This is a genomic window from Paenibacillus sp. NPDC101420 (genome assembly GCF_050277435.1).
Taxonomy (GTDB): domain Bacteria; phylum Bacillota; class Bacilli; order Paenibacillales; family Paenibacillaceae; genus Paenibacillus_AQ.
In genome coordinates this window covers 471,112-491,384 of the sequence record NZ_JBNNSE010000003.1, presented here as the reverse complement: position 1 = coordinate 491,384, position 20,273 = coordinate 471,112, and the positions used below count along the sequence as shown (strand labels likewise).

The window sequence follows — 20,273 nt, the reverse complement described above, 5'->3', positions numbered from 1 at the left end:
ATTACTCCTTCCCTTTCTCCACGTTCGTCGGAATGTGGATCACGATTGTTGTCCCCTGATTCTCGGCTGATATGATTTCCATTCTGCCTTCAAGCAGCTCTACACGTTCCCGCATACCTACTAGCCCGAAGCTTTCACGATTGCCCTGCGGATTTTTTAATTTCTGCACATTAAAACCTAATCCATTATCCTTGATCACAATCTTAATTAACTGCGCTTGGTAAGTAATCTCTACCAATACGAAACTCGGGTAGGCATGTTTAGCTGCATTAGACAAAGCTTCCTGGACCAATCGGTATACCGCTGCCTCCATGGCTGAAGATAGTCGATGTTCCTGACCTCTGGTTTCCAAGGTCGTCCTCAGCTTCGTCTTCTCCTCAAAATCATGCACATATTTCCGCAAAGTCGGAATTAATCCCAAATCATCGAGAGCCATCGGTCGTAAATTAAAGATGACCTTACGCATTTCTTCCAGGCTGTATCGAACCTGTCCTTTCAAATCTATTACTTCGTCCTGCACCAACCCAAATTCCTGCTTTACCAGCATTCTTTCTACAATTTCCGTCCTAAGGACTAGATTCGCCAGCATTTGAGCAGGACCATCATGAATTTCCCGGGCAATTCTCTTCCGTTCTTCCTCTTGAGCCAGGATTATCTTGAGTCCTATCATCTGTCTGTTCTTCGCAGATTCGACAATTCTCGTCACCTGACCTAGTTCTCCCGACAAATATTCGAGCACTACGCTCATTTGCGAACCAATTGACTCTGCGCGCTCTACAGAATTTTCGACACTGCGCACTCGCATTTGTAATTCATCACGTCTTGATCGAAGATAGACCTCTCGCTCACGCGTCATCATGAGTTCGAGCTGTAGCTCCGTAGCCTTCTCATAGGCAATACGGATATCCTTCTCCGAGTAGCGGACAAAGTCCCGGCTGACCTCTGTCAGCCGGATTCTGGAGCGATGATACTGCAGCTCCAGCTTGTCTACTTTTTTCAATGTCTCATCCGTTTCGTCCATGACCCGCTGCAGTTCTTTGTTGAGTGCAGCAAGTTCATCACGCGCAACCTGCAATATTTCAAAAATCTGATACTTGCTGCTCTCCATCACGTCGATGGTATTTTTAATGACGCGATCAATCGCATCGGTTTGAAATTCCACGGATGCTTGCCCCTTTTCTATCGAATCGTTTTAAAGGTTTTCCTTTATATTAACATATCACGATTCGATAGTTACGGTCTTCGTTTTCTGTTCCCATTTTACAGTTAATCCTAGCTGTTCAGAAACTAGTCTTAACGGTACTAAAGTCCTACCTTGTAAAATGATTGGTGCTACTTCAGCACTCTGACGTTTACCGTTCAGCAGATATTCTTTTTTATTTACAGTAAGATCCAGTGCCTTGGCTCCGCGTAATACCATGATCTTCTTATTCACCTGATCCCAAGTAGCGCTGCCTCCGAAAGCATCAAGGACATACCGAATTGGCACATAAGTACTGCCGTCTTTTACAATTGGAGCTACATCAATAGCTTTCTTTGTTCCGTTTACAGTCATTGCTTTCGAACCAATGCTCATGGAAGCCGTACCTTTCGGTAAGCCTGCATCACTAGAAAGCGATGGCATTGTAAACTTGATATTATCAACGGCAACTGTACCCGTCTTCGCCCGTTCATCTTGGCCTTCCTCTACGTTAACAACATAGAGTCTCTTCAGTGTTGCTGGGAATTTAATGCCTGAGCCTGACAAGTCAATGTTAATGTTCTTCCAACCATTCCAATCGATGATCTTCGCAAGATCCACATAAGCTGTAGCTCCACTGTTGTCTACAAATTCAGCACGCAGCCAATTCAAGCTCATATCGCCCATCACATCAACCGACATCGAAGTTGCAAGCGCTGGAACTGTTTTACCGCTTGTACCATTAAGCTGAGCATAAGCATACATTTTGCCGCTACCAGCTGTCATATCATAACTGAGTGACAGAACCTTGGAGCCTACTCTTTCAGCCGTTCCATCCACTATCGTTGCAGTACCCTGTACCGCTGGAACATTAGTAGTAAAGTCGATTGGATAGCTTACTTTCTCGAAATCTTCCCATGTTGTAGCTGCTGCTGTTGATAATACAACCACTGCACTAAATCCATCATAACGGGCAATAGCATAACCCGTAGTAACCCCTGCATCAACGGTGTTTACAGTAAGCTTGCCATCTTTCACGGCTCCCTTAAAACCTACAAACTCCCACTTCAGTGCGGAATCCGGAACATTGATAGTCGTTCCACTTTTCGTTGCCGCTGTAACAGGGACAGACACAGTAGTTCCGGCTGTCAGTGGCGCTGTAGCTGTACCTACACTCATACTGGAAAGATCATTACCACCCAAAACTGTAACAGTTGTAGAGGCGCTTGCAGAACCGCTTTTAGCCGTTAAGGTAACGGTACCTGGCTTCACTGCCGTCACTTCACCTGCACTTACCGTTGCGCTTCCGCCGCTTGATACCCAAGTAGGATTACCCGCTGCTACATCAATAGGGTTGTAGTAAGTGTCATAACCTTTTAAAGAATACGTTGCCTTTTGTCCAACCAGCAGTGCGGAACTTCCGCTAATTTTGATTCCTTTCACTTCACCTTGCGGTGCGTTAGTGTAGACACCAAGCCCGTTAACGATGCTACGTTGCTCTGTGCCATACTCTGTATTAAAAGTGAGTGTAGTAGCGGTTTCACCGAGGGGCCGGTCTACCATCGTTGTAGAGCCGCCTCCATCGAGATTAAGACCTTTCCAGACTCCAATATTCGTCATAAATGATTGCAGTTCGGTTAGAGACATCCCTGAACTATTACCATTTTTCTCAGCAGCAATTATATATACATAACGTCCGTCTTGGGAATATCCTAAAGCCGTGCGTGCACGATAGCCTCCAATGCTGCTAGTAGAACGAGAGAACGTTGCTGCTTTTCCGTTATTTACTAGAATCGTATGTCCGCCAATCATTGTTTCCAGATTCGCAGGATCTAACGATTGCTGTGTAGTCTTAGATTTCAGGGAATACACACTTGTTACAGGTTGTCCTACCGTCAAATGGGCAGTAACATATCGTGCGGCTAAGCCATGTGCCCGCAAAATATAAGCTCCCTTTGGAACCGCCATAGGAAGTGCAGCATTTTCAGAGATTTGAGTAACTATACCATTCTCAACAAGTACCTCAGTTGGAGTGGTGGAGCTATTTTTAGGACGATCAAGTGCAGTCCATACATCTGTGTAAATATACATAGCATTAGCATGACTATAAGTCGAGCTTCCGCCTTCAGGGCTATAAGCGCCTTTATTGATACCGGAGATCTCAAACTGTGCGCCATCTGGTGCGGTTACCATCCCCTCAAAGCTGTACTCGTCAATAATAGGTTTGCGATCTTTTGTCACTGCAAAGGCATACATTCCATCCAATTGTGAAGGTGTAGACACCAGTACTCCACCTGATACTTGTCCACCGATCGGAGCACCTTCTCCACCTGTATTAAAATAATCGCCATTTACTGCGGCCACGGCTCCCGTTTCCTTGGCCATCCCGCCAGTACTTTGCCGCGTAGTCAGGTTTCCACCTTTACCAGTCATTACATCTAAAGAAACATATGGATTGTTAAGATCTACTCGAATAACATCCGCTAGACCAGAAGCACTCGCCCCAGAACGTGTAGTAGTATATTTATATTTCATCATAATGGCGCCCGAAGTAATTACTTCTTCTCCCAGCTTACTTACCTTAAAAGGAGCTGTAGCTGCTGCCGCAATTGGTGCAGATCCCTGACCCAAAAGCATCATACCTTCACTGCCGATTACCGGCATAATCCATAACACACCAGCCAATGAAGCAGCAATCCACTTTTTAGTGGAAGATAATCTTATTCCCCGTACAACCTCGCTACTCTTCTTCTCCATGAAAACTTCATTCATTTCAACGTAACTCTCCCATCTCTTTTGTACTCTATCAGTCCATATCAATGTCTGGAAACTGGTTCCTATTTTTCTAGTACTCTTTTAATAGACTGAAAATAAGCCAAAAAGTTGCGAAATTGAGAGATTTCAAGCTTTATAGAGTCGAAATTGTCATAATTAGACGACAAAAAAAAGCCCGGCATAATTACCGGACTTTACCAATTAATTCTTTGTTTACAAGAGTTGTTTACAGGTAATCTGCCTGTTTCAACATCCGCTGCAGCATCACGGCAGCTTGAGCACGGGTGGCATTGCCCTGAGGCTGGAACTCACTTGCTGTCATGCCCAAAATTATCCCTGATTGCACTGCCTTGGCGACGAACTCAGCACTTTGATTCTGAATCTTCGACTTATCCTTGAATTTTGCAAGCGTTGAGGCAGAAGTACCGCTTAGTGTAATAGGATGATTGGTATATTCCATCGCACGGATCATCATGATCGCCATCTGCTCGCGTGTTATATTATCATTCGGACGGAAAGTACCATCCGTGTTCCCTGTAATAATTCCAGCTTTAGCCGCTGCGCCAATGTAGTCTCCAGTTTGTGTAGAAGGCTGCACATCCCGGAAACGTTGTGCGGTCTCACGATCTCCTAGCAAGCCTAGACCTCGACTGAGCATTATAGCAAACTCAGCACGGGTAATTTTTTTCTCCGGATTAAACGCACTACCGTAGCTGCTATCAATAATATTCTTTGCGTTAAGCTCAGCTACGATTGCATTACTCCAATGCTTACCCATATCCGTGAAGGCTCTGGTGGACAAGAAAGTCCCTAAAATCTGATTACCAGCGGTACGAGCACGGATAACCGTATAGTTACCGACCGTACTGACCTTTGTAGGTAGATAAGCCGCATCGTAGTAGGAAAGGTCCAATCTGGCCGCAGATGTCTGCGCACTATTTAATGAAGAAGTAGTACGTACGGTATATTCTCCTGGTACAGTCAGTGCCTTGGCATTCGAATAATTACCACTAACGATCGCCGTCACCCGGACATCCATAAGACTAGTAATAGTTCGCATACCCATCGTCTGTAGCTTTTGCTCAAAAGGTGTAAATGTACCTGCTGGAACTTTATCCAAGCGGAACACGAGCGAGATATTTTTACTGTCCGAGATTAGGCTGCTCGCCAGCCCATTCATATCAATATCATCAAGCCCTACGCTAAATAGGTTGTCTCCATGACGAATCATGAACTTAGTATTTTTATTACGGTTCACCGCGTCTAGTAATGGTTTTAGCGGAGCAGTTACAAAAGCTGCTTGCTCCGTGGAAGGAACCTCAAAAGCCAATACATCATTATTCATCTTATACAGATATTCATAACTGGCAGCTATTCGATCTGCGTTTAAAGTATATCTTTTTACCGATTGATTATATACAGAACGGTCATCCACAATTTGCGAGGAATCGCTCTTTAATAGTGCATACTCTTTTCCAAACTCACTCGTTGCAAGTGTTCCTAGGTAGGATGGACGATTTCCAGATCCAGTGGTCACGCCAGTTAGATTCTGAACTGATAAAGCTGAGAATGAGGATAGTGTATTCCCACTCAAATCCTTAATCGTTCCGGTACCAGACATATAGGACAGGTCCACTGTTTGACCGGTCTTCACAACCGAGGATAACGTTATTTTCAGAATATTGCCTGAGATATAGTAGGATTGCACCCCCAAGCTGCTGCCATCTGCTCGAACTCCAAACTGATTCGCGTAGAGGGAACCGGATGCCTGCATATTCTTTGCAAAAGTAACGGTTAACTCGTCACCTGAAACGGTCGCTGAATTAATCTCAGGTATAGTAGTGCCGCTGTTTTCTGAGATGGATACAGGCTGCAGGTTAATATACGCCGCTCGGTTTCCATTCAAATCGCTCACCCCGGCAGAACCCGGCACATAAGATATAGTCACATTCTGATTCACCGTCAGCGCTGTCTGAAGCGTCAAAGTGACCTGAGTGCCGCTGACCGATACATTAGTTACATAATTAGGCGTGCTGCCCACTAACACAGAGAATTGGCTATTCAGTGGGAGATTGGTTGTAGACAAGCCTTCATTATAATTCAAAATGATTTTAGTGCCGCCTCCGGTTGCACTTTGAAACACTGGCGCAATCGTATCGTTACTGTTACGGATATTGAAATCAGTAAAGTCCGCAATATTTTGTCCATAAGAATTCAGCAAAGGATACGAACCTGCATAGTAGGACACCCGAACGTTCTGTCCATTTGATGCTTCACTGCCCAATGTTAAATATACTGTATTGCCACTGGAACTGATCGAGTTGACCCCAAGTGAGCTTCCATCTGCAGTCACTGAGAACTGGTTATGAGCGTAATAGGAAACCGATTTAAGTGTGTCGTTAAAATTTAATACTACAGATCTCCCCGTGATTCGCCCGTCTTTAGGTGTCGGCATGGAGGACTCAATGGAGTTCGTGATCTGTTTAGAGCTAAAAGTGCTCGCTGCATTTCCGCTTGGATCCTGAATCGTCCGCAGTCCGCCATTATAGCTGACCTTTACAATCTGCCCAACTGCTACTCCTGTACTCAGCACCAAGTAGGCACTGTCTCCCTGAATATAAACACTTTCAATCGCTCGATTCTCGTCGTTCACCGTAACTCCAAAGCTTGAGGTTAACAGCGCTATGGATGAATTGAGAGATTCATTATATTTCAGACGAATGGTTCGGTTATTCTCAAGCTGTGCTGATGTGAGCTGTGGAGCTGTTTTGTCCAGAGACAAGGTCTTGAAGCTCCATGAATTTTTACCACTTAATCCGTCATATAGAACGTTAGCATCACTTGCATCTACAAAAGCCCCTTTGGCGATATCAATGTAATAAGTTGAATCACTATCTAACGCTACAGAAGGTGTGATTATAAATTCTTTAGCTGTAGTGGTACTCCGAGTAACGTTAACCGGCACCTGAGATCCTCCGCTTTTATATAGAGCCACACCATTGGCCACTGCACTGTTGTAATTCACATCCCGATTAAAAGCGATCGAAAAGGATCTGTTGTTAGCAATAGATTCACTTCGATCAGATGGATTCAAAGCACTTACGCCAAGTCCAGTCAAAGATACCGTTGTGAAGGTCCAAGTGTACGGGCCCGAGGCAGGAAATACATTTCCATCTTGATCATAAAAAGCACCCTGGGGGATCGTAACTGTATATTGTGTGCCGTTTAGCAGAGGTGAGGCTGATGACGCTGGATTCAATGTTATGGTTCTGCTGCTTCCTCCAGTAACGGCTGGGGAGTTCACATCAAGCCATCTTGTTCTAGCATCGTTAGCTGCCCCTGGGGACACCGTAATTACACCTGATGCAGGCATCATAGGACGGTCAAAAGTGAGCTGTAGCGCTCCTGTGGTAGATATACCGCCTGCACCGTTAGCCGGGGATGGAGTCATTGGTATTTCAGCTACACCTTTTGTAGAGAAACTCCATACATTGCCGCTAGAAATACCAGAGAACGTTCTATTATCAACATCCTTAAAAGCGTACGCATCAATAAGAACATAGTAATTCCCTCCGGCCGCCAATGCTTTCTCCAACGTTAATTTAACTGTGGTAGAGTTTGCATCAGTTTGAACGTTAACTCTAGTGTCATCATCCTTTATTCTGAACTCTTGCACTGTTGTATTATCTGCTGAGGACAAGATTCGGATAGAGCCCCCACCTTTTAACAGCTGCTTATTTAGTGTCAGACTAAGTTCCTTTAAACTCCCGGCATCTACTCTTGCATTACTAGCCGGTGAAAAGTTGCCTGCCGTGATAGCCGTATTACTCTCAGGAGCGGTGGTAAATGCCCATGAAGTAAGTCCTGATTCATTACCCTCGTTATCTTTGAACAATCCTTTGGGAATTGTGACCGTGTATGCCTTATTCGGAGTGAATTGTTGGTTTGGCCCTAATTTAAGCTCGTAATCTTTTGAACTACCAATTAAACCATAACTACCAATAGGAATCGTCACAAAAGGTGTACTATCACCCTGACCCGTGATGGTAATTTCTCCAGCCTGTGGGTTTACTTGACGATCAAAGCTTAATTTCAGAGATGACCCGATATTTACATAGGTTGCTCCAGGTGCTGGCGACACACTAATGCCAAATTCCGCTGCAGCATGTACTGCCGATATTCCAATTCCGATAGAAGGATACCCTGCTCCAAGTACCAGTTCTCCTGCTAGAAAAATTGCCGTCCATATTGAAATTTTTCTTTTCATGCCGTGATAGACTCCTCTCAAACCATACTAACGTCTTTATGTATATTCTTATATTTCGGTTAAAGGGCTTACAAAGTTTAGTAGTCTACTTCTCTATGATTAGAATCAATTCTAATTCTGCCCATTACATAAAAATAGCCCGCAGAGCTGACACTAAGTGCCAACTTGCGGGCTTAACGTATTATAAGAACATATAATTAACTACAATCCTGCCTGACCTCTGAGTAATTCCGCTTTATCTACGCGTTCCCAAGGAAGATCAACATCAGTCCGTCCAAAATGGCCGTATGCTGCAGTCTGTCTATAGATCGGTTTACGCAAATCAAGCATGGAGATAATACCCGCAGGGCGAAGATCAAAGTTGTTGCTGATCAGTTGAACCATCTTTTCCTCACTGATCTTACCTGTTCCGTATGTATCCACATTAATCGAGACAGGAGTAGCCACACCAATGGCATAAGCAAGCTGGATCTCACATTTATCAGCTAGACCCGCAGCAACAAGATTCTTCGCCACATAACGAGCAGCATAAGCCGCAGAACGGTCCACTTTAGTTGGATCCTTACCAGAGAATGCGCCGCCGCCATGACGAGCATATCCGCCATACGTATCAACGATAATCTTCCGTCCAGTTAGACCGGCATCCCCTTGAGGACCACCAATCACAAATCGTCCTGTTGGGTTAATAAAATACTTAGTTTCAGCATCGAGCAGTTCCGCAGGAACAACCGGCATAATTACATGCTCTTTAATATCTGCCTGAATTTGTTCAAGAGAAATTTCTTCCGCATGCTGTGTAGATACTACGATAGCATCCACGCGTACAGGCTTCTCATCTTGATATTCGATCGTAACTTGTGTCTTCCCGTCAGGACGCAAATATTCCAAGGTTCCGTTCTTACGAACTTCAGATAAGCGACGAGCAATACGGTGAGATAAAGCGATCGGTAACGGCATCAGTTCTGGTGTCTCATTCGTAGCAAAACCGAACATTAAGCCTTGATCACCCGCGCCAATATTTGCCGTTTCTTCAGCCAATTGTGCTGGATCACGGTGCTCGAGAGCAGAGTTTACACCTTGAGCAATATCAGCTGACTGTTCATTAAGTGAGCTCAACACTGCACAGGTATTATAATCGAAACCATATTTTGCACGTGTGTAGCCAATTTCTTTAATGGTATTGCGTACGATGGCAGGAATATCTACATACTCAGATTTTGTACTGATTTCCCCGATCACCAAAACAAGACCAGTTGCTACTGCTACTTCGCAGGCTACACGAGCATTTGGATCATTAGCTAAAAATGCATCGAGTACCGCATCGGAAATCTGGTCACAGATTTTATCCGGATGCCCTTCCGTCACGGACTCGGAAGTAAACAAATGACGCCCTTTAATAGACAAGTATAACAACCTCCCTTATGGTTAGTCTGACACTGTATAAGGAGTTCCTTAATAATCACAGGCCAAATTAATAAAAACTATAAACAAAGAAACTCAGGGGCCTGTTCTTTTTATGAAGGATGATTGCAGTATTTCATGTTTATATTCACTAAACTCTTCAAAAAAATGAACCTTTCCCATATGGAAAAGGTCTAAGGCTTTCCTCAAAAGTCATATTATCTTATTTGGGAGGTGGTGTCAATTACTCCGAAGCCCCTCCATCACAGTATAAATATTGATTCCGCAGTATTAAATAGTAATATCAGATAGGATTAATAAGAATTCTTTCACCCCTGATATTATTAAAGAAGAGACTGTTCGGCTTGCTTAATGAGTCTCTTCGTGATTTCTCCGCCAACAGAGCCATTATCTCTTGAGCTAAGATGTCCAAGATACTGGCGACGGCCAGAACCACTACCTCCGATTGCTCCTAATTCAGAAGCAAACTCTGTGTCTGCTCCGCCTCCATAATGCGCTCCATATAAACCAAATTCAGCTGCAATTTCATATTGCATTTGCTTCAGCATTGCCCGACTTTCCGGTACCACTGTACGATTGTTACGTGCCATGTTTCAGCACCTCCTGTGAATTTGTAAGATTACAGGAATATTGTGCGTCCAACATCTACTCTTCAATCGCGCCAATGATTTGTAACTTTGGAAATCAGTTTGAAGGTATGATTAAGTACTTTTACGGGCATTATGAATATATACTATTACAAATTATTTTAGTGTATATCCACCACGAACCATGACAACAAGGCCAAGAGTTTGTCCTGATTGCACAGTAATACCACGACCATCACGAGGGAAAGATAATAAATGGTTAGTCGGTGCAGCTACTCCATTGGCAAGGTCTTTACCATCCGTTAAATCAGCAACACCATTTGCATCCTGAGAATAGATAACCGCTTTACCCGCACGAACGATAAATTCAGCGCCTGCGGAAGCAATTAAGGTTTGTCCTGGTTTCACATCGACAATTACGGATTCATTACTGCTAGTAGTCGGGTTTGTTGTAGCTGTTGGAGCTGAGCTAGGACTCGGAGTAGCCGTAGCTACTGGAGCTGTACCTGTACCACCTGTAAGTGCTTTCTGAATTTGCTGATCAACATAGCTTTTGGTAACCACAGGGTCATCTGCTGTTCCAGGCTGTGAACCCACACCTGCACCTTCAGCAGTAACATTCAACAGTGATCCAGCCCATACACCACCAGCCAGCAATACAGCAGCTGTTGTTATTTTCCATACCGATTTCAATGAAGTACCTCCTCATGAGTGGGGATAAATGCCTATAAAAAAAGAATAGCCTCCGAAGAGGCTATTCTGTGCTTCGGTAATCGGAGATTACTTAGCTTGTACTGTAGTGTCAACAACTGCTTTGTTACCTTCAACGTCCTTGATGCCGGAAGTAGACAGAACCTTAACTTCGATACTATTAACATCGTTAGCGTTAAGATTTTGGTTACCAGCAGATCCATCAAGTTTCTTGAATGTTACATAGAATTTACCAGCGTCAGTTCCTGCACCAGGAGTAATTTCGTTAGCAAATATTTCTTTTTTAGCAGTGCTCTTACCATTGATGATGAAATCAAAGTCAGCTGCACTAATTGTGTTTGCATCCACTTTTCCATTGAATCCAAGAACCAATACAGTGTTATCTCCAGCGGAGACAGCAGCAGTATTCAGAACTGGCTTAACGCGGTTAGTCAGAGTGGATTTGTTCTCAGCAACCAGAATTCCATTTCCAGCTTTATCGGCGATACCGAATGCTGTGAATTTGTATTCTTGAGTTTTGTCAAATGTGCTTGCTGGGATTGAAACTCTTGCAGTAGCACGTTTTGGAGCTTTTGCATCATCACCAGAAGGTACATCTTGAATAGTCACAAGAGTTCCAACAGGGAGTGCTTTATCGTCTAGAGTATAGCTGTTAACATCTCTAAGCGATTGAACATTCAATCCATCATTATCAGTAACTGTAACATCATAGTATACATCTCCAGTTACTACAGCACCCTTCTCGATAGCGAAGTTGTTATGAGCAACGATGCCTACAACTACAGGTCTTTCAGTATCGTTAGTAGCAGTAGATCCTACTGTCAATGCAACTGTTGTAGCAGCAAAAGCATTGTTTGCGAAGGAATCATCAGTTACCAAGCCTTGTGGCAAGCGTACTGTGTAGTCAGCACCACTAAGGGTAGTTGCGAAAGTCAAAGTTTTCTTGTCAGAAGACAAGGTACCAGCTTTCACATTAAGTGTAGCAGCAATTTGACCTGTTGCATCATTAACGATAGTGATTGTTTTAGTGTTAGTGCTAGTAGTATCATGAATTACCTCTTTGCTGAACTTGATAACCAAGCCTTTAGCAGAGTAAGTAGCACTTACTACTCCAGGAGCAGTTGTATCCTTAGTGAATGTGATAGCTTGAGTAGCAGCAGCACTCAAAGTGTTACCAAGAGTATCACGTACGGATTGACCAAACACAATGGAACCAGTGAAAGTTCCACTTGTTGGAAGACTACCCAGTGGAGATCTCAATTTGATAGTGTCGCTATCGGATGTGGTCACTACTGTGAATACACCTTTGCTATCACCGTTAGCATCCAACAAACGAACATTACCCACTAGGGAATCTTTGTTGATTTTCTTATCAAACTTAACTTCAACATAACGGTCACCAATTGGTGTTACACTCTTTATTACAGGTGCAGCAACATCGGAAACAACTGTTACAGAAGTTTTGATTGGGTTAGGGTTAGCAACGTTACCTGCGAAGTCAGATACGTTGGTCAAGGATACATCATAAGTAGTACCACTAGTCAAGTTGCCAGTAGTCAATACAAATGTATCATAAGTATCTTTTTGTACTGTTGCAGCTTGACCATTTACATAAGCAATGATACCAGCTGGTTTAACAGGTTCGCTGAATTTCACATAAACTTTGTTTGTAGTTGTTTTTGCAACAGCATTCACAGTAGCTACTGTAGGAGCAGTTGTATCAGCAACAGTCAACAAAGTAGTGAAAGCAGAGATTTTTTCGCCTGCAGTTGTCTTAACAGCGTCGTTAACAACAACTGTGTATTGACCTTTCAGGTACTCAAGACCAGGAACAGTGATTGTAGCTTGTGTACCATCTGCATTCAAAGTTACTTCAGCGCCAGTTGTAGTTACAGCAGGAGCGCTGCTCAATGCAGTTACTTGAACTACATCTTTGATCAATTTACCGTCTTCAGCAACAGTATCGCCATCAACAGCGCGGTTGAATTTAACAACCAATTGCTTAGCGTTTGGAGCTTCTACGGAAACAACTTTAGGAGCTTGCAAAGTTACTTTAGTAGTGTAGTCGTGATCGTTGTGTTTGAAGTTGATTGTAGTTTCAACGCCTGCTACAAGAGCAGTAGTCAATTCAACAGTTGTAGTAGTTTTGTCAGAGAAAGTAACAACTACTTTAGTTGGGCTTACTGCTTCAGCAGAAGCTACAGTAGGAGCTGCTTTCAATTGATCAACTGCATAAGCTGTTTCAACTACCAAAGAACGGCTAGCGTTAGCTTTAAAGTTTGTGTCTTTAGCAATCAGACCAGCATTGATTACCGCTTGAGCATAACCTTTAGCCCATGCAGATGCAGTGTTGTCAGTTGTAGCTGGTGTTTCAAGTTTCAAAGCGCGGAACAATACAGCCGCTACTTCTTCAACTGTTACTTTACCGTTGTAGTCGAAGATACCTTTAACAGTATCTTTACCTTGCATCAAGTTAGCTGCAGTAACAGCTTCGATGTAAGGAACTGCCCAGTTCTTAGCGTTGTAACCTTTGTCTTTGTAAGACAATTTGTTAGTTACTTCAGTAAGATCGAACAATTTAGTAACAATCTTCGCGAATTCAGCGCGAGTAAGATCTTTTTCAAGGTGAGCTTGACCATCTGGGTATCCGTTGAGAATACCTTTCGCTGCCAAAGCATCAAATTTTTGTTGCGGAGTTGTTGCTGCGTCACCAAACGCTACAGAGGCAAACATCGAGAATGCCATTGCTGTAGATAATGCTACGGATAAAATTTTCTTCATAACCTTTTTTTCTCCTCCTTGGACGTTCATAAACTGAGATTTTTCTTTAGTTGAGTAGCTCGTGTCACTCATTAGCCGATGCACCCCCTTTCCAGAGTTGAGCAAATTAAGTATAAATAATGTCTGTGACGGGTATCACAGAAACTGGTAAACAATGATCAGGACATGACAATACTAGATTCCTAATTATACCTAAGTATTATACAATGTGCCTCAAGTCACGTAAAGCTAATTTTTCCAATTTGTTAAATTCGCTTTACCACCGGTTAATTTCAACTGCCTGTGTAAATGACTCTACACCTTAAACGCAGAAGATTTGGAAAAGTTGCGGTTTCTCAAAAAAATTCTTTTCTTTTTTTGTTTTCCGGTACAATCCCAATAGAAGATACATATGTATGTTCTACTAACTATTGTTAATCTTGGGTCGCTACGGAAAATAGTATACCATAATCGTTTTCTAAACGTCATTATGCAATATTTACTAAGTATCATTAACACTAGTACCATTTATTTAAACATTCCTACAAAATTTGAGTATACAGGGGGCGAAAAGCCCTTATTTCTCACAACACAGTAAGCCGATCTTATGGTGGTTTGCCCTCCTGGGGTTCGATCTTAGTCCGCATTAAAGCTATAACTATAACCTAGAAGCTTTCGCTTCTAGGTTATAGCTAACATGCTCTTTCTTGGTTCGTTCCTATTTCATTCTTGCATCGATGATTCGTATGCTAATGGCTACTACTTACCTTCACCATTCAGAGCTTGTTGAACGCAACAAAAAAGCGCCGTTGCCGGCGCTTGCTTCTATTACAGTATGTTCTAACGAATCTTCATAGATAACTGGATCAATTCCTGACGCTTTTCAGGACTTGAGTTTACATTGTCATACATTGCATCAATAGCTGCGCGATTCTCGCGGTAGCTCTTCTCATGCTTAATTGTAGTATGAGACCATTCGATCAGAGCGTTCTCAGCAACGACAAGCTCATTGTAAGAATCATGGAATCCTGTAGCCTGCACAAGCTCCTCCATAACCTCCTGTGTAATCTCCTGTAGTGCCCGCTTAGCCGCAATTTCCTTTTCTAACACTTTTGCTCTATTCTCAAACATATTCTTGGCTTTCATGTAATCCAACTGTGCTTTTGCTAAAATCGGTTTCATGGTTGGCTTTCACCTTTCAGAAAATAATATTTTCTACGTTATTGTATCGTAAATTGAAGCAGAATACAAAATATATGTCCTTGGTAATTGCTCTCATTACATTAAAACACCGGTCTGCGAATATTTTTTCGCAGGCCGGTGAACATTTTTTTGCTCTAGTTAAAGTTCTTAGGGAAGATGCTTGTACTCTTTTGCAAGAGTGCGACTGTAATCTTTCCAGCCTCAGCTCTAGTCAATTTACCCTTTGGATTAAAGTTATATACGGGTTTCTTCTGTCCTGTAACCGTCACGGCGCTTCCTTCCATAATCTTAGCTTTGGACACAGCCTCAATGGCAGGGCGTGAATAGAAATCCATATTACTCGTATCAACAAACGATTTACTTAAGGTTGCCAAGAGTTTACTGTCATTCAAAGACATCTTCAGCTTCAGCGCCCTAGCGATCATCACTGCCGCTTGTTCACGTGTTAAAGCTTGGTCAGGTCCAAAGAAGCCGTCACTTAGTCCTGTAACAATCCCCGCCCTAGCAGCAGTCTCAATATGTTTGAAATCCCAGGTAGCCGAAACCGCTTGTGGCACAATATCGAAGAATGTTTGCTTGTTGGCATCATAATTCAAAGGAATACTCAATGATTTCACCAGCAAGGTCGCGAATTCACCACGTGTTGTTAAATCATCTGCGCCGAATGCATCTGCGCGAAGATTAGTCATGAACCCTTTGGAGTACAATCCATTCATAATATTTCTGCCCCATGGATGATTCGTAATATCAACAAAACCACGACGTAGCTTCATAACAGTATAATAACCAAACTCATCAAATGGAACTGTAATGGTATGTTTCTTCGTATCTACTACACCACCTACGTTTTCCCATTTTCCTGAATCGGTATACCGGAATACTGTAATTGTCGAACCCACTTCATCTACGATGCTAGAATTAAACGTAAGCGTCAATTCACCGCGTTGAGAAGGTACAATTTTACGAGTTTGACTGTACTGCGTAAAATACCCCGTCTTCCCGCTAGCGTCCACAAAATGCGGAGTAACGCCATTGGTTTCAATGTTAACACCGTCTTCTCCTAAGCCACCGCTGAGCCAGTAGATATCGGATACTCTTGAAAAGTTATTCGTGGAAACGGTTGATGTGAAACGCAATGCGAGATCCTGCGGGATCACAAGTTGACCTCCGCCGCCTTCAGTTCTGTCATCGCTACCAGTGACGTTAATAATATTTCCGTAATCATTCTTACGTTCAACGACTCCATCAGTGGGATCCGCAATACCAAACAATAATTTTGTATTAGGATAATATTTCGCAGCACCAGAGCTAGTAAATCCCTTCATAATTGTTCCTTTAGGGAAATTCAATTCTAGAGCTTTATTGAAAACACTATACTTCGTAGCTACCTTTTCTGCCATATACTGCGTGTCGATCTGTACTGCACTGGCATAATAGACATCTATAGTATCGCTAATTGTAGAGTTAGCACGAACAATTTGAATCTTAATTGGCGTGGATTTGTCTGCCTTCAAACCTACATAATCATAGGTAAAACGATCTGAATTTGGAATATCTGTACGTTTCTTAGCTTCATCTTTACCAATTATTACTTTAGACGCGCCCTCGGCCTCAATATCAAAACGAACAAAGTTTTTGTTAACGACGATTTGTTTACCTACTGTCGGTACAGGTGAAAGAAGACGATATGGCGCTAATTCTCGTACTACCTCAAGACGTTGTGTAGTTCTTGCTCCTGTTTTGTTAATAAGCTCAAGCGTATAAACTTGACTTCCTGGGGTATCAAACCTGATATCACGTAAACGCAAGATAAAGTTCTTAGCACTTCCGATGTACTCATAGTACAAGCCATTTGCAGTCAACTCATCTGGATAACGTTTTGGTCCAATAGGTTCCTGTTCGATGTCCGTGAGCAGCTTATCTTGTCCTGTCGAAGAAAAGACCAACGTAGAACCTTGATACAGATTCAGGGTCGTAGCACCACTACCTTGTAGCACCAAATCGAATTTATCTTTGCTCGTTGTATACTTTTCATCCTTGTATACAATTTCTGCTGGCAATGCCAAAATGGCATTGCGCTCAACTTCATTAGAAAGTGTTGTTTTTGTAAAAGGTAAGCGATTATCTCCCAAAGTAGGGTGGAATTGTTTTACACCAGAAATATTAGTATCAATGATATAGAGTTTCAGTTCCTTTTTGATAATCCGTTGATTGCCTGCATTATCAATTGAGACTCCTGTAAATACGATTTTGTTCTCACCATACACAAGAGGCCCTGTCTGACTAATTTTCAAGTCAAAATTGAAAGTGGTTTTGTTTACTGTTGAATTTTTTTCTACCTCAAGCTTAAATGGTTTATCCGTTAATGAATTACTATCAATACCATTAATTTGTACTTGTGCACCAGCGATATTTTCAAATCCAATATATTCGCCGGCTACCGTTAAAGTATTTTCGGCACTAGAATCGAATTCGTAGGTTTGTCCGTCCTGCAGATTGCTTACGTAAATATAGTTTTTAGATACATATGAAATATCAGCATTATAATAAGACTCCGATCCTGTGTATCGGAACTGTACTTTCTGTTGACCATTCGAGAAACCCGTTATTTTATATACGTATTCGTTTGTACCGAGACTTGGAACAGTAACTGAAGTTATGAGTAAAGGTTTATTACTCAGAGGTAAATAGTTAGCAGTTAAAACAGCTGAAGTTGATTTATTTGTTTTTGCCATAATGTAGAAAGTATCTGTCTCCACCTGTTGTCCATTTAATGGCAGTTTTGAGATATTAGTAAGATCTCCTGAACCCGTATATCCAGGAAGAAAATACATTTCTGTTATAACAGTCTCATCTTTCAAGAATTTATAAGAATAGAGATGAGAACTACTGTGAGTGCCATAATCCAAACTTAACTTAAAGTCATTTACACCAGGGAGAATATCCAGATTTGTGTTAGTCGTAAATTTAACCAACTTGTACGTTGGAGTAACGCCATCAGGACCAGGAATAGTTAATTCCTCTTCCACTTTTTTTATTGTAACAACTTTCTCATTACCAGTACCTTTATTGAGGGTTAGTTTAGCATTTGTTTCGAATGGAGCTACGTTATAAGGCACCAATACCTGCCCTGTAAAGCCGGCAACACTAGGTGTCAGGTCAGCAGTTAATGTCGGTACTTTGTCATTTAGAATATTATAGTCGACTGAATTATGATTGATGTTCAAAGAAGCAAACGGTTGATCCTTATCAAAGAAATAAACCGATCTGTCAATGGTTATAGAATCCGAAGCATTTTGAATTACGATTTTAAGAGTACTTAATCCCGGATTCAAATTCAAAGCAGGTGTAAAAAATGTTCCGTCTTCCAATAAGGAGGTTTGCAGAGCTGTTCCACCATTCACGGAGACACTAACTTTAGTTGCATTCGCTACTTTACCTTGGAGAGTAACTGTAGATACCGGCACAACTACCTGTGTTCCTTCATTTAAGTTCAGTGCAGAAGGTCCACCCAATACTTTTAATTCCGTTACGTAAGGTACTTGATCATAAAGCACATAGAAAGATTCAGAACGTTGGAGATTACCTTGCATACCAGAGAAAGTAATCTTATTAAAGCCTGTATACAGAACAAGACCAGACGCTACGAAGCGATTGTCTGGACTGTTGTTATCTGTCGTAACTGTTCCAGTAGTTAAGCGAGTCGAATCCGTTACCCATTTTTTAGTTGTATCCTGAGTAAGCTGCTCAACAGTAACCTTCATTGTAGATGAGGTTACTTGTGAGTAAGTCCCTGTAATCGAAAAGGTAGGATTACTTATTTTGTAGACACTAGAACGGCTAATTAACCCCTCTGGATTTGGAGTTGCTGTTGTTGGCACAACATCTTGCTTCAACAGAACGGTATTTCGTAATGTGAGATCATCCGGACTGAAGAAAGTCGTGGAGCTCGTGGTAGCCGCTGCCGCTATCGGCGTGTATTTACCTGGGAACATAGAAACGATCAAAGCCGCCAGCATCAGCCAAACGAACGGTCTCTTAAAGCGTTGCATGTGTTATATCTCTCCTTTGAGTATAAGTTCTCGTAAACCTTCACTTTGTTCTTTATCGGTCATAAGTAGTGATATTTTTAGGGAAAACAACAAAAAACTCATCCGAAATCGGATGAGTTTTGTTAAGTTTAGAAAATTTTAGAATAATTGCTTAGTCGCTTAAGACTTAGAGCCTCTTTCCGGATTAGCCTTCATACGCATTCTTAAAAAGAAATCAATCAGCGGCCGTTTAGTCTTACCGATCAAACCAGTGATTTCAGCACCGATTTGCAGGAAGAATAGCATGATACAGATAACCACGAACGTAACCCAGTTCGCTTCATAAAGAGCTGCGGATGATTGAATGACAGCTAGAATACCGAAAAATGCAGCAATACCATAAATAATGAGTACAGTCTGGCGGTGGCTAAAGCCAAGCTCGCGTAAACAGTGATGCAAGTGACCTTTATCTGGTGCGAAGATTGGTTTCTTTTGCAGCTTACGGCGCACGATCGCAAAGAACGTGTCCGACAATGGTACACCGATAATAAGCAAAGGTGTAATAAACGAAACCACTGCAATCTGTTTAAATCCTAGCAAAGCAAGTAATGCCAAGCAAAAGCCTAAGAACAGCGAACCTGTATCACCCATGAAAATCTTAGCAGGATGGAAGTTAAAGAACAGGAATCCGATGATGCTACCCAGAAGCAACAGACACAGCATTGCCACCATGGTGTTTCCCATCACGAAAGCCATTGCCGCAATCGTAGCAATTGCAATTCCTGATACACCAGCCGCAAGCCCGTCCAGTCCGTCGATCAGATTAACGGCATTGGTAACACCGACAATCCAGAAAATCGTAAGCGGGATAGCAATCCAGCTCTCCAGTGAGGAATACGTATTGTTAAATGGAATATTCACAAAATCTACAGTAATACCAAAGCCGAAAACAACGATACAGGCTGCGATAATTTGGCCCAGTAGCTTCACTTTTGCTGATAATTCGAATCGGTCATCAAGTGCACCGATAAGTACAATCAGTCCGCCACCACACAGCAGCGCTTTGATGAAGTTGACCTCCCGCGGAGTGAACTCGTATGGAATAATCGGCAATACGGCAAGCAGGCCTAACACAAACGCTAGAAAAATAGCTAATCCGCCAAGGCGGGGCATAATTTTCGTGTGCACTTTACGAGCATTCGGCACATCTGTTGCACCAATCTTAATGGCGAATTTCTTCACCAAAGGTGTGAGGCCAAGTGCGAGTCCCATGCATACGATAAATCCAGCGATGTATATGATTAACATTTGATCAGTCGACCCCCATTTCTCTACCG

At 42.4% G+C, this 20,273-nt stretch carries 10 protein-coding genes; all 10 read right to left on the bottom strand.

Annotated features, from left to right (window positions below):
• Nucleotide 1 precedes the first annotated feature (1 nt).
• Nucleotides 2–1,162: a sensor histidine kinase gene (locus ACQKMP_RS17375; protein WP_042192427.1), complete on the bottom strand. Its 1,161-nt coding sequence runs from the start codon at nucleotides 1,160–1,162 to the stop codon at nucleotides 2–4.
• Between the two features lie 57 nt (nucleotides 1,163–1,219).
• Entirely contained in the window at nucleotides 1,220–3,952 is a 2,733-nt protein-coding gene (locus ACQKMP_RS17370) for a stalk domain-containing protein (protein WP_081951226.1), read from the bottom strand.
• 229 nt (nucleotides 3,953–4,181) lie between these two features.
• Nucleotides 4,182–8,222: an Ig-like domain-containing protein gene (locus ACQKMP_RS17365; RefSeq protein ID WP_427470139.1), complete on the bottom strand. Its 4,041-nt coding sequence runs from the start codon at nucleotides 8,220–8,222 to the stop codon at nucleotides 4,182–4,184.
• A 201-nt stretch (nucleotides 8,223–8,423) separates the two neighbouring features.
• Nucleotides 8,424–9,626, bottom strand: a complete 1,203-nt coding sequence (metK, locus tag ACQKMP_RS17360) for a methionine adenosyltransferase (RefSeq protein ID WP_042192431.1) — start codon at nucleotides 9,624–9,626, stop codon at nucleotides 8,424–8,426.
• A 341-nt stretch (nucleotides 9,627–9,967) separates the two neighbouring features.
• Nucleotides 9,968–10,234, bottom strand: a complete 267-nt coding sequence (locus ACQKMP_RS17355; protein WP_042192433.1) for an alpha/beta-type small acid-soluble spore protein — start codon at nucleotides 10,232–10,234, stop codon at nucleotides 9,968–9,970.
• 153 nt (nucleotides 10,235–10,387) lie between these two features.
• Nucleotides 10,388–10,924 (bottom strand): hypothetical protein, encoded by a 537-nt coding sequence (locus ACQKMP_RS17350; RefSeq protein ID WP_339243769.1) that lies wholly within the window; start codon nucleotides 10,922–10,924, stop codon nucleotides 10,388–10,390.
• An 87-nt stretch (nucleotides 10,925–11,011) separates the two neighbouring features.
• Nucleotides 11,012–13,753, bottom strand: a complete 2,742-nt coding sequence (locus tag ACQKMP_RS17345; protein WP_427470136.1) for an Ig-like domain-containing protein — start codon at nucleotides 13,751–13,753, stop codon at nucleotides 11,012–11,014.
• A gap of 789 nt (nucleotides 13,754–14,542) precedes the next feature.
• A complete protein-coding gene (locus tag ACQKMP_RS17340) occupies nucleotides 14,543–14,884 on the bottom strand; it encodes a hypothetical protein (protein WP_042131350.1) in 342 nt (113 codons plus the stop codon).
• Nucleotides 14,885–15,039: 155 nt separating this feature from the next.
• Nucleotides 15,040–18,957 (bottom strand): S-layer homology domain-containing protein, encoded by a 3,918-nt coding sequence (locus tag ACQKMP_RS17335; protein WP_427470134.1) that lies wholly within the window; start codon nucleotides 18,955–18,957, stop codon nucleotides 15,040–15,042.
• A 159-nt stretch (nucleotides 18,958–19,116) separates the two neighbouring features.
• Nucleotides 19,117–20,244 (bottom strand): glycosyltransferase family 4 protein, encoded by a 1,128-nt coding sequence (locus tag ACQKMP_RS17330; RefSeq protein WP_339243775.1) that lies wholly within the window; start codon nucleotides 20,242–20,244, stop codon nucleotides 19,117–19,119.
• Nucleotides 20,245–20,273 lie beyond the last annotated feature (29 nt).

Bases quoted from the DNA above. Each gene is read 5' to 3' on its own strand.
- ACQKMP_RS17370 (WP_081951226.1), bottom strand. From the start codon at position 3,952: ATGAATGAAGTTTTCATGGAGAAGAAGAGTAGCGAGGTTGTACGGGGA.
- ACQKMP_RS17365 (WP_427470139.1), bottom strand. From the start codon at position 8,222: ATGAAAAGAAAAATTTCAATATGGACGGCAATTTTTCTAGCAGGAGAA.
- ACQKMP_RS17355 (WP_042192433.1), bottom strand. From the start codon at position 10,234: ATGGCACGTAACAATCGTACAGTGGTACCGGAAAGTCGGGCAATGCTG.
- ACQKMP_RS17345 (WP_427470136.1), bottom strand. From the start codon at position 13,753: ATGAACGTCCAAGGAGGAGAAAAAAAGGTTATGAAGAAAATTTTATCC.
- ACQKMP_RS17340 (WP_042131350.1), bottom strand. From the start codon at position 14,884: ATGAAACCGATTTTAGCAAAAGCACAGTTGGATTACATGAAAGCCAAG.
- ACQKMP_RS17335 (WP_427470134.1), bottom strand. From the start codon at position 18,957: ATGCAACGCTTTAAGAGACCGTTCGTTTGGCTGATGCTGGCGGCTTTG.
- ACQKMP_RS17330 (WP_339243775.1), bottom strand. From the start codon at position 20,244: ATGTTAATCATATACATCGCTGGATTTATCGTATGCATGGGACTCGCA.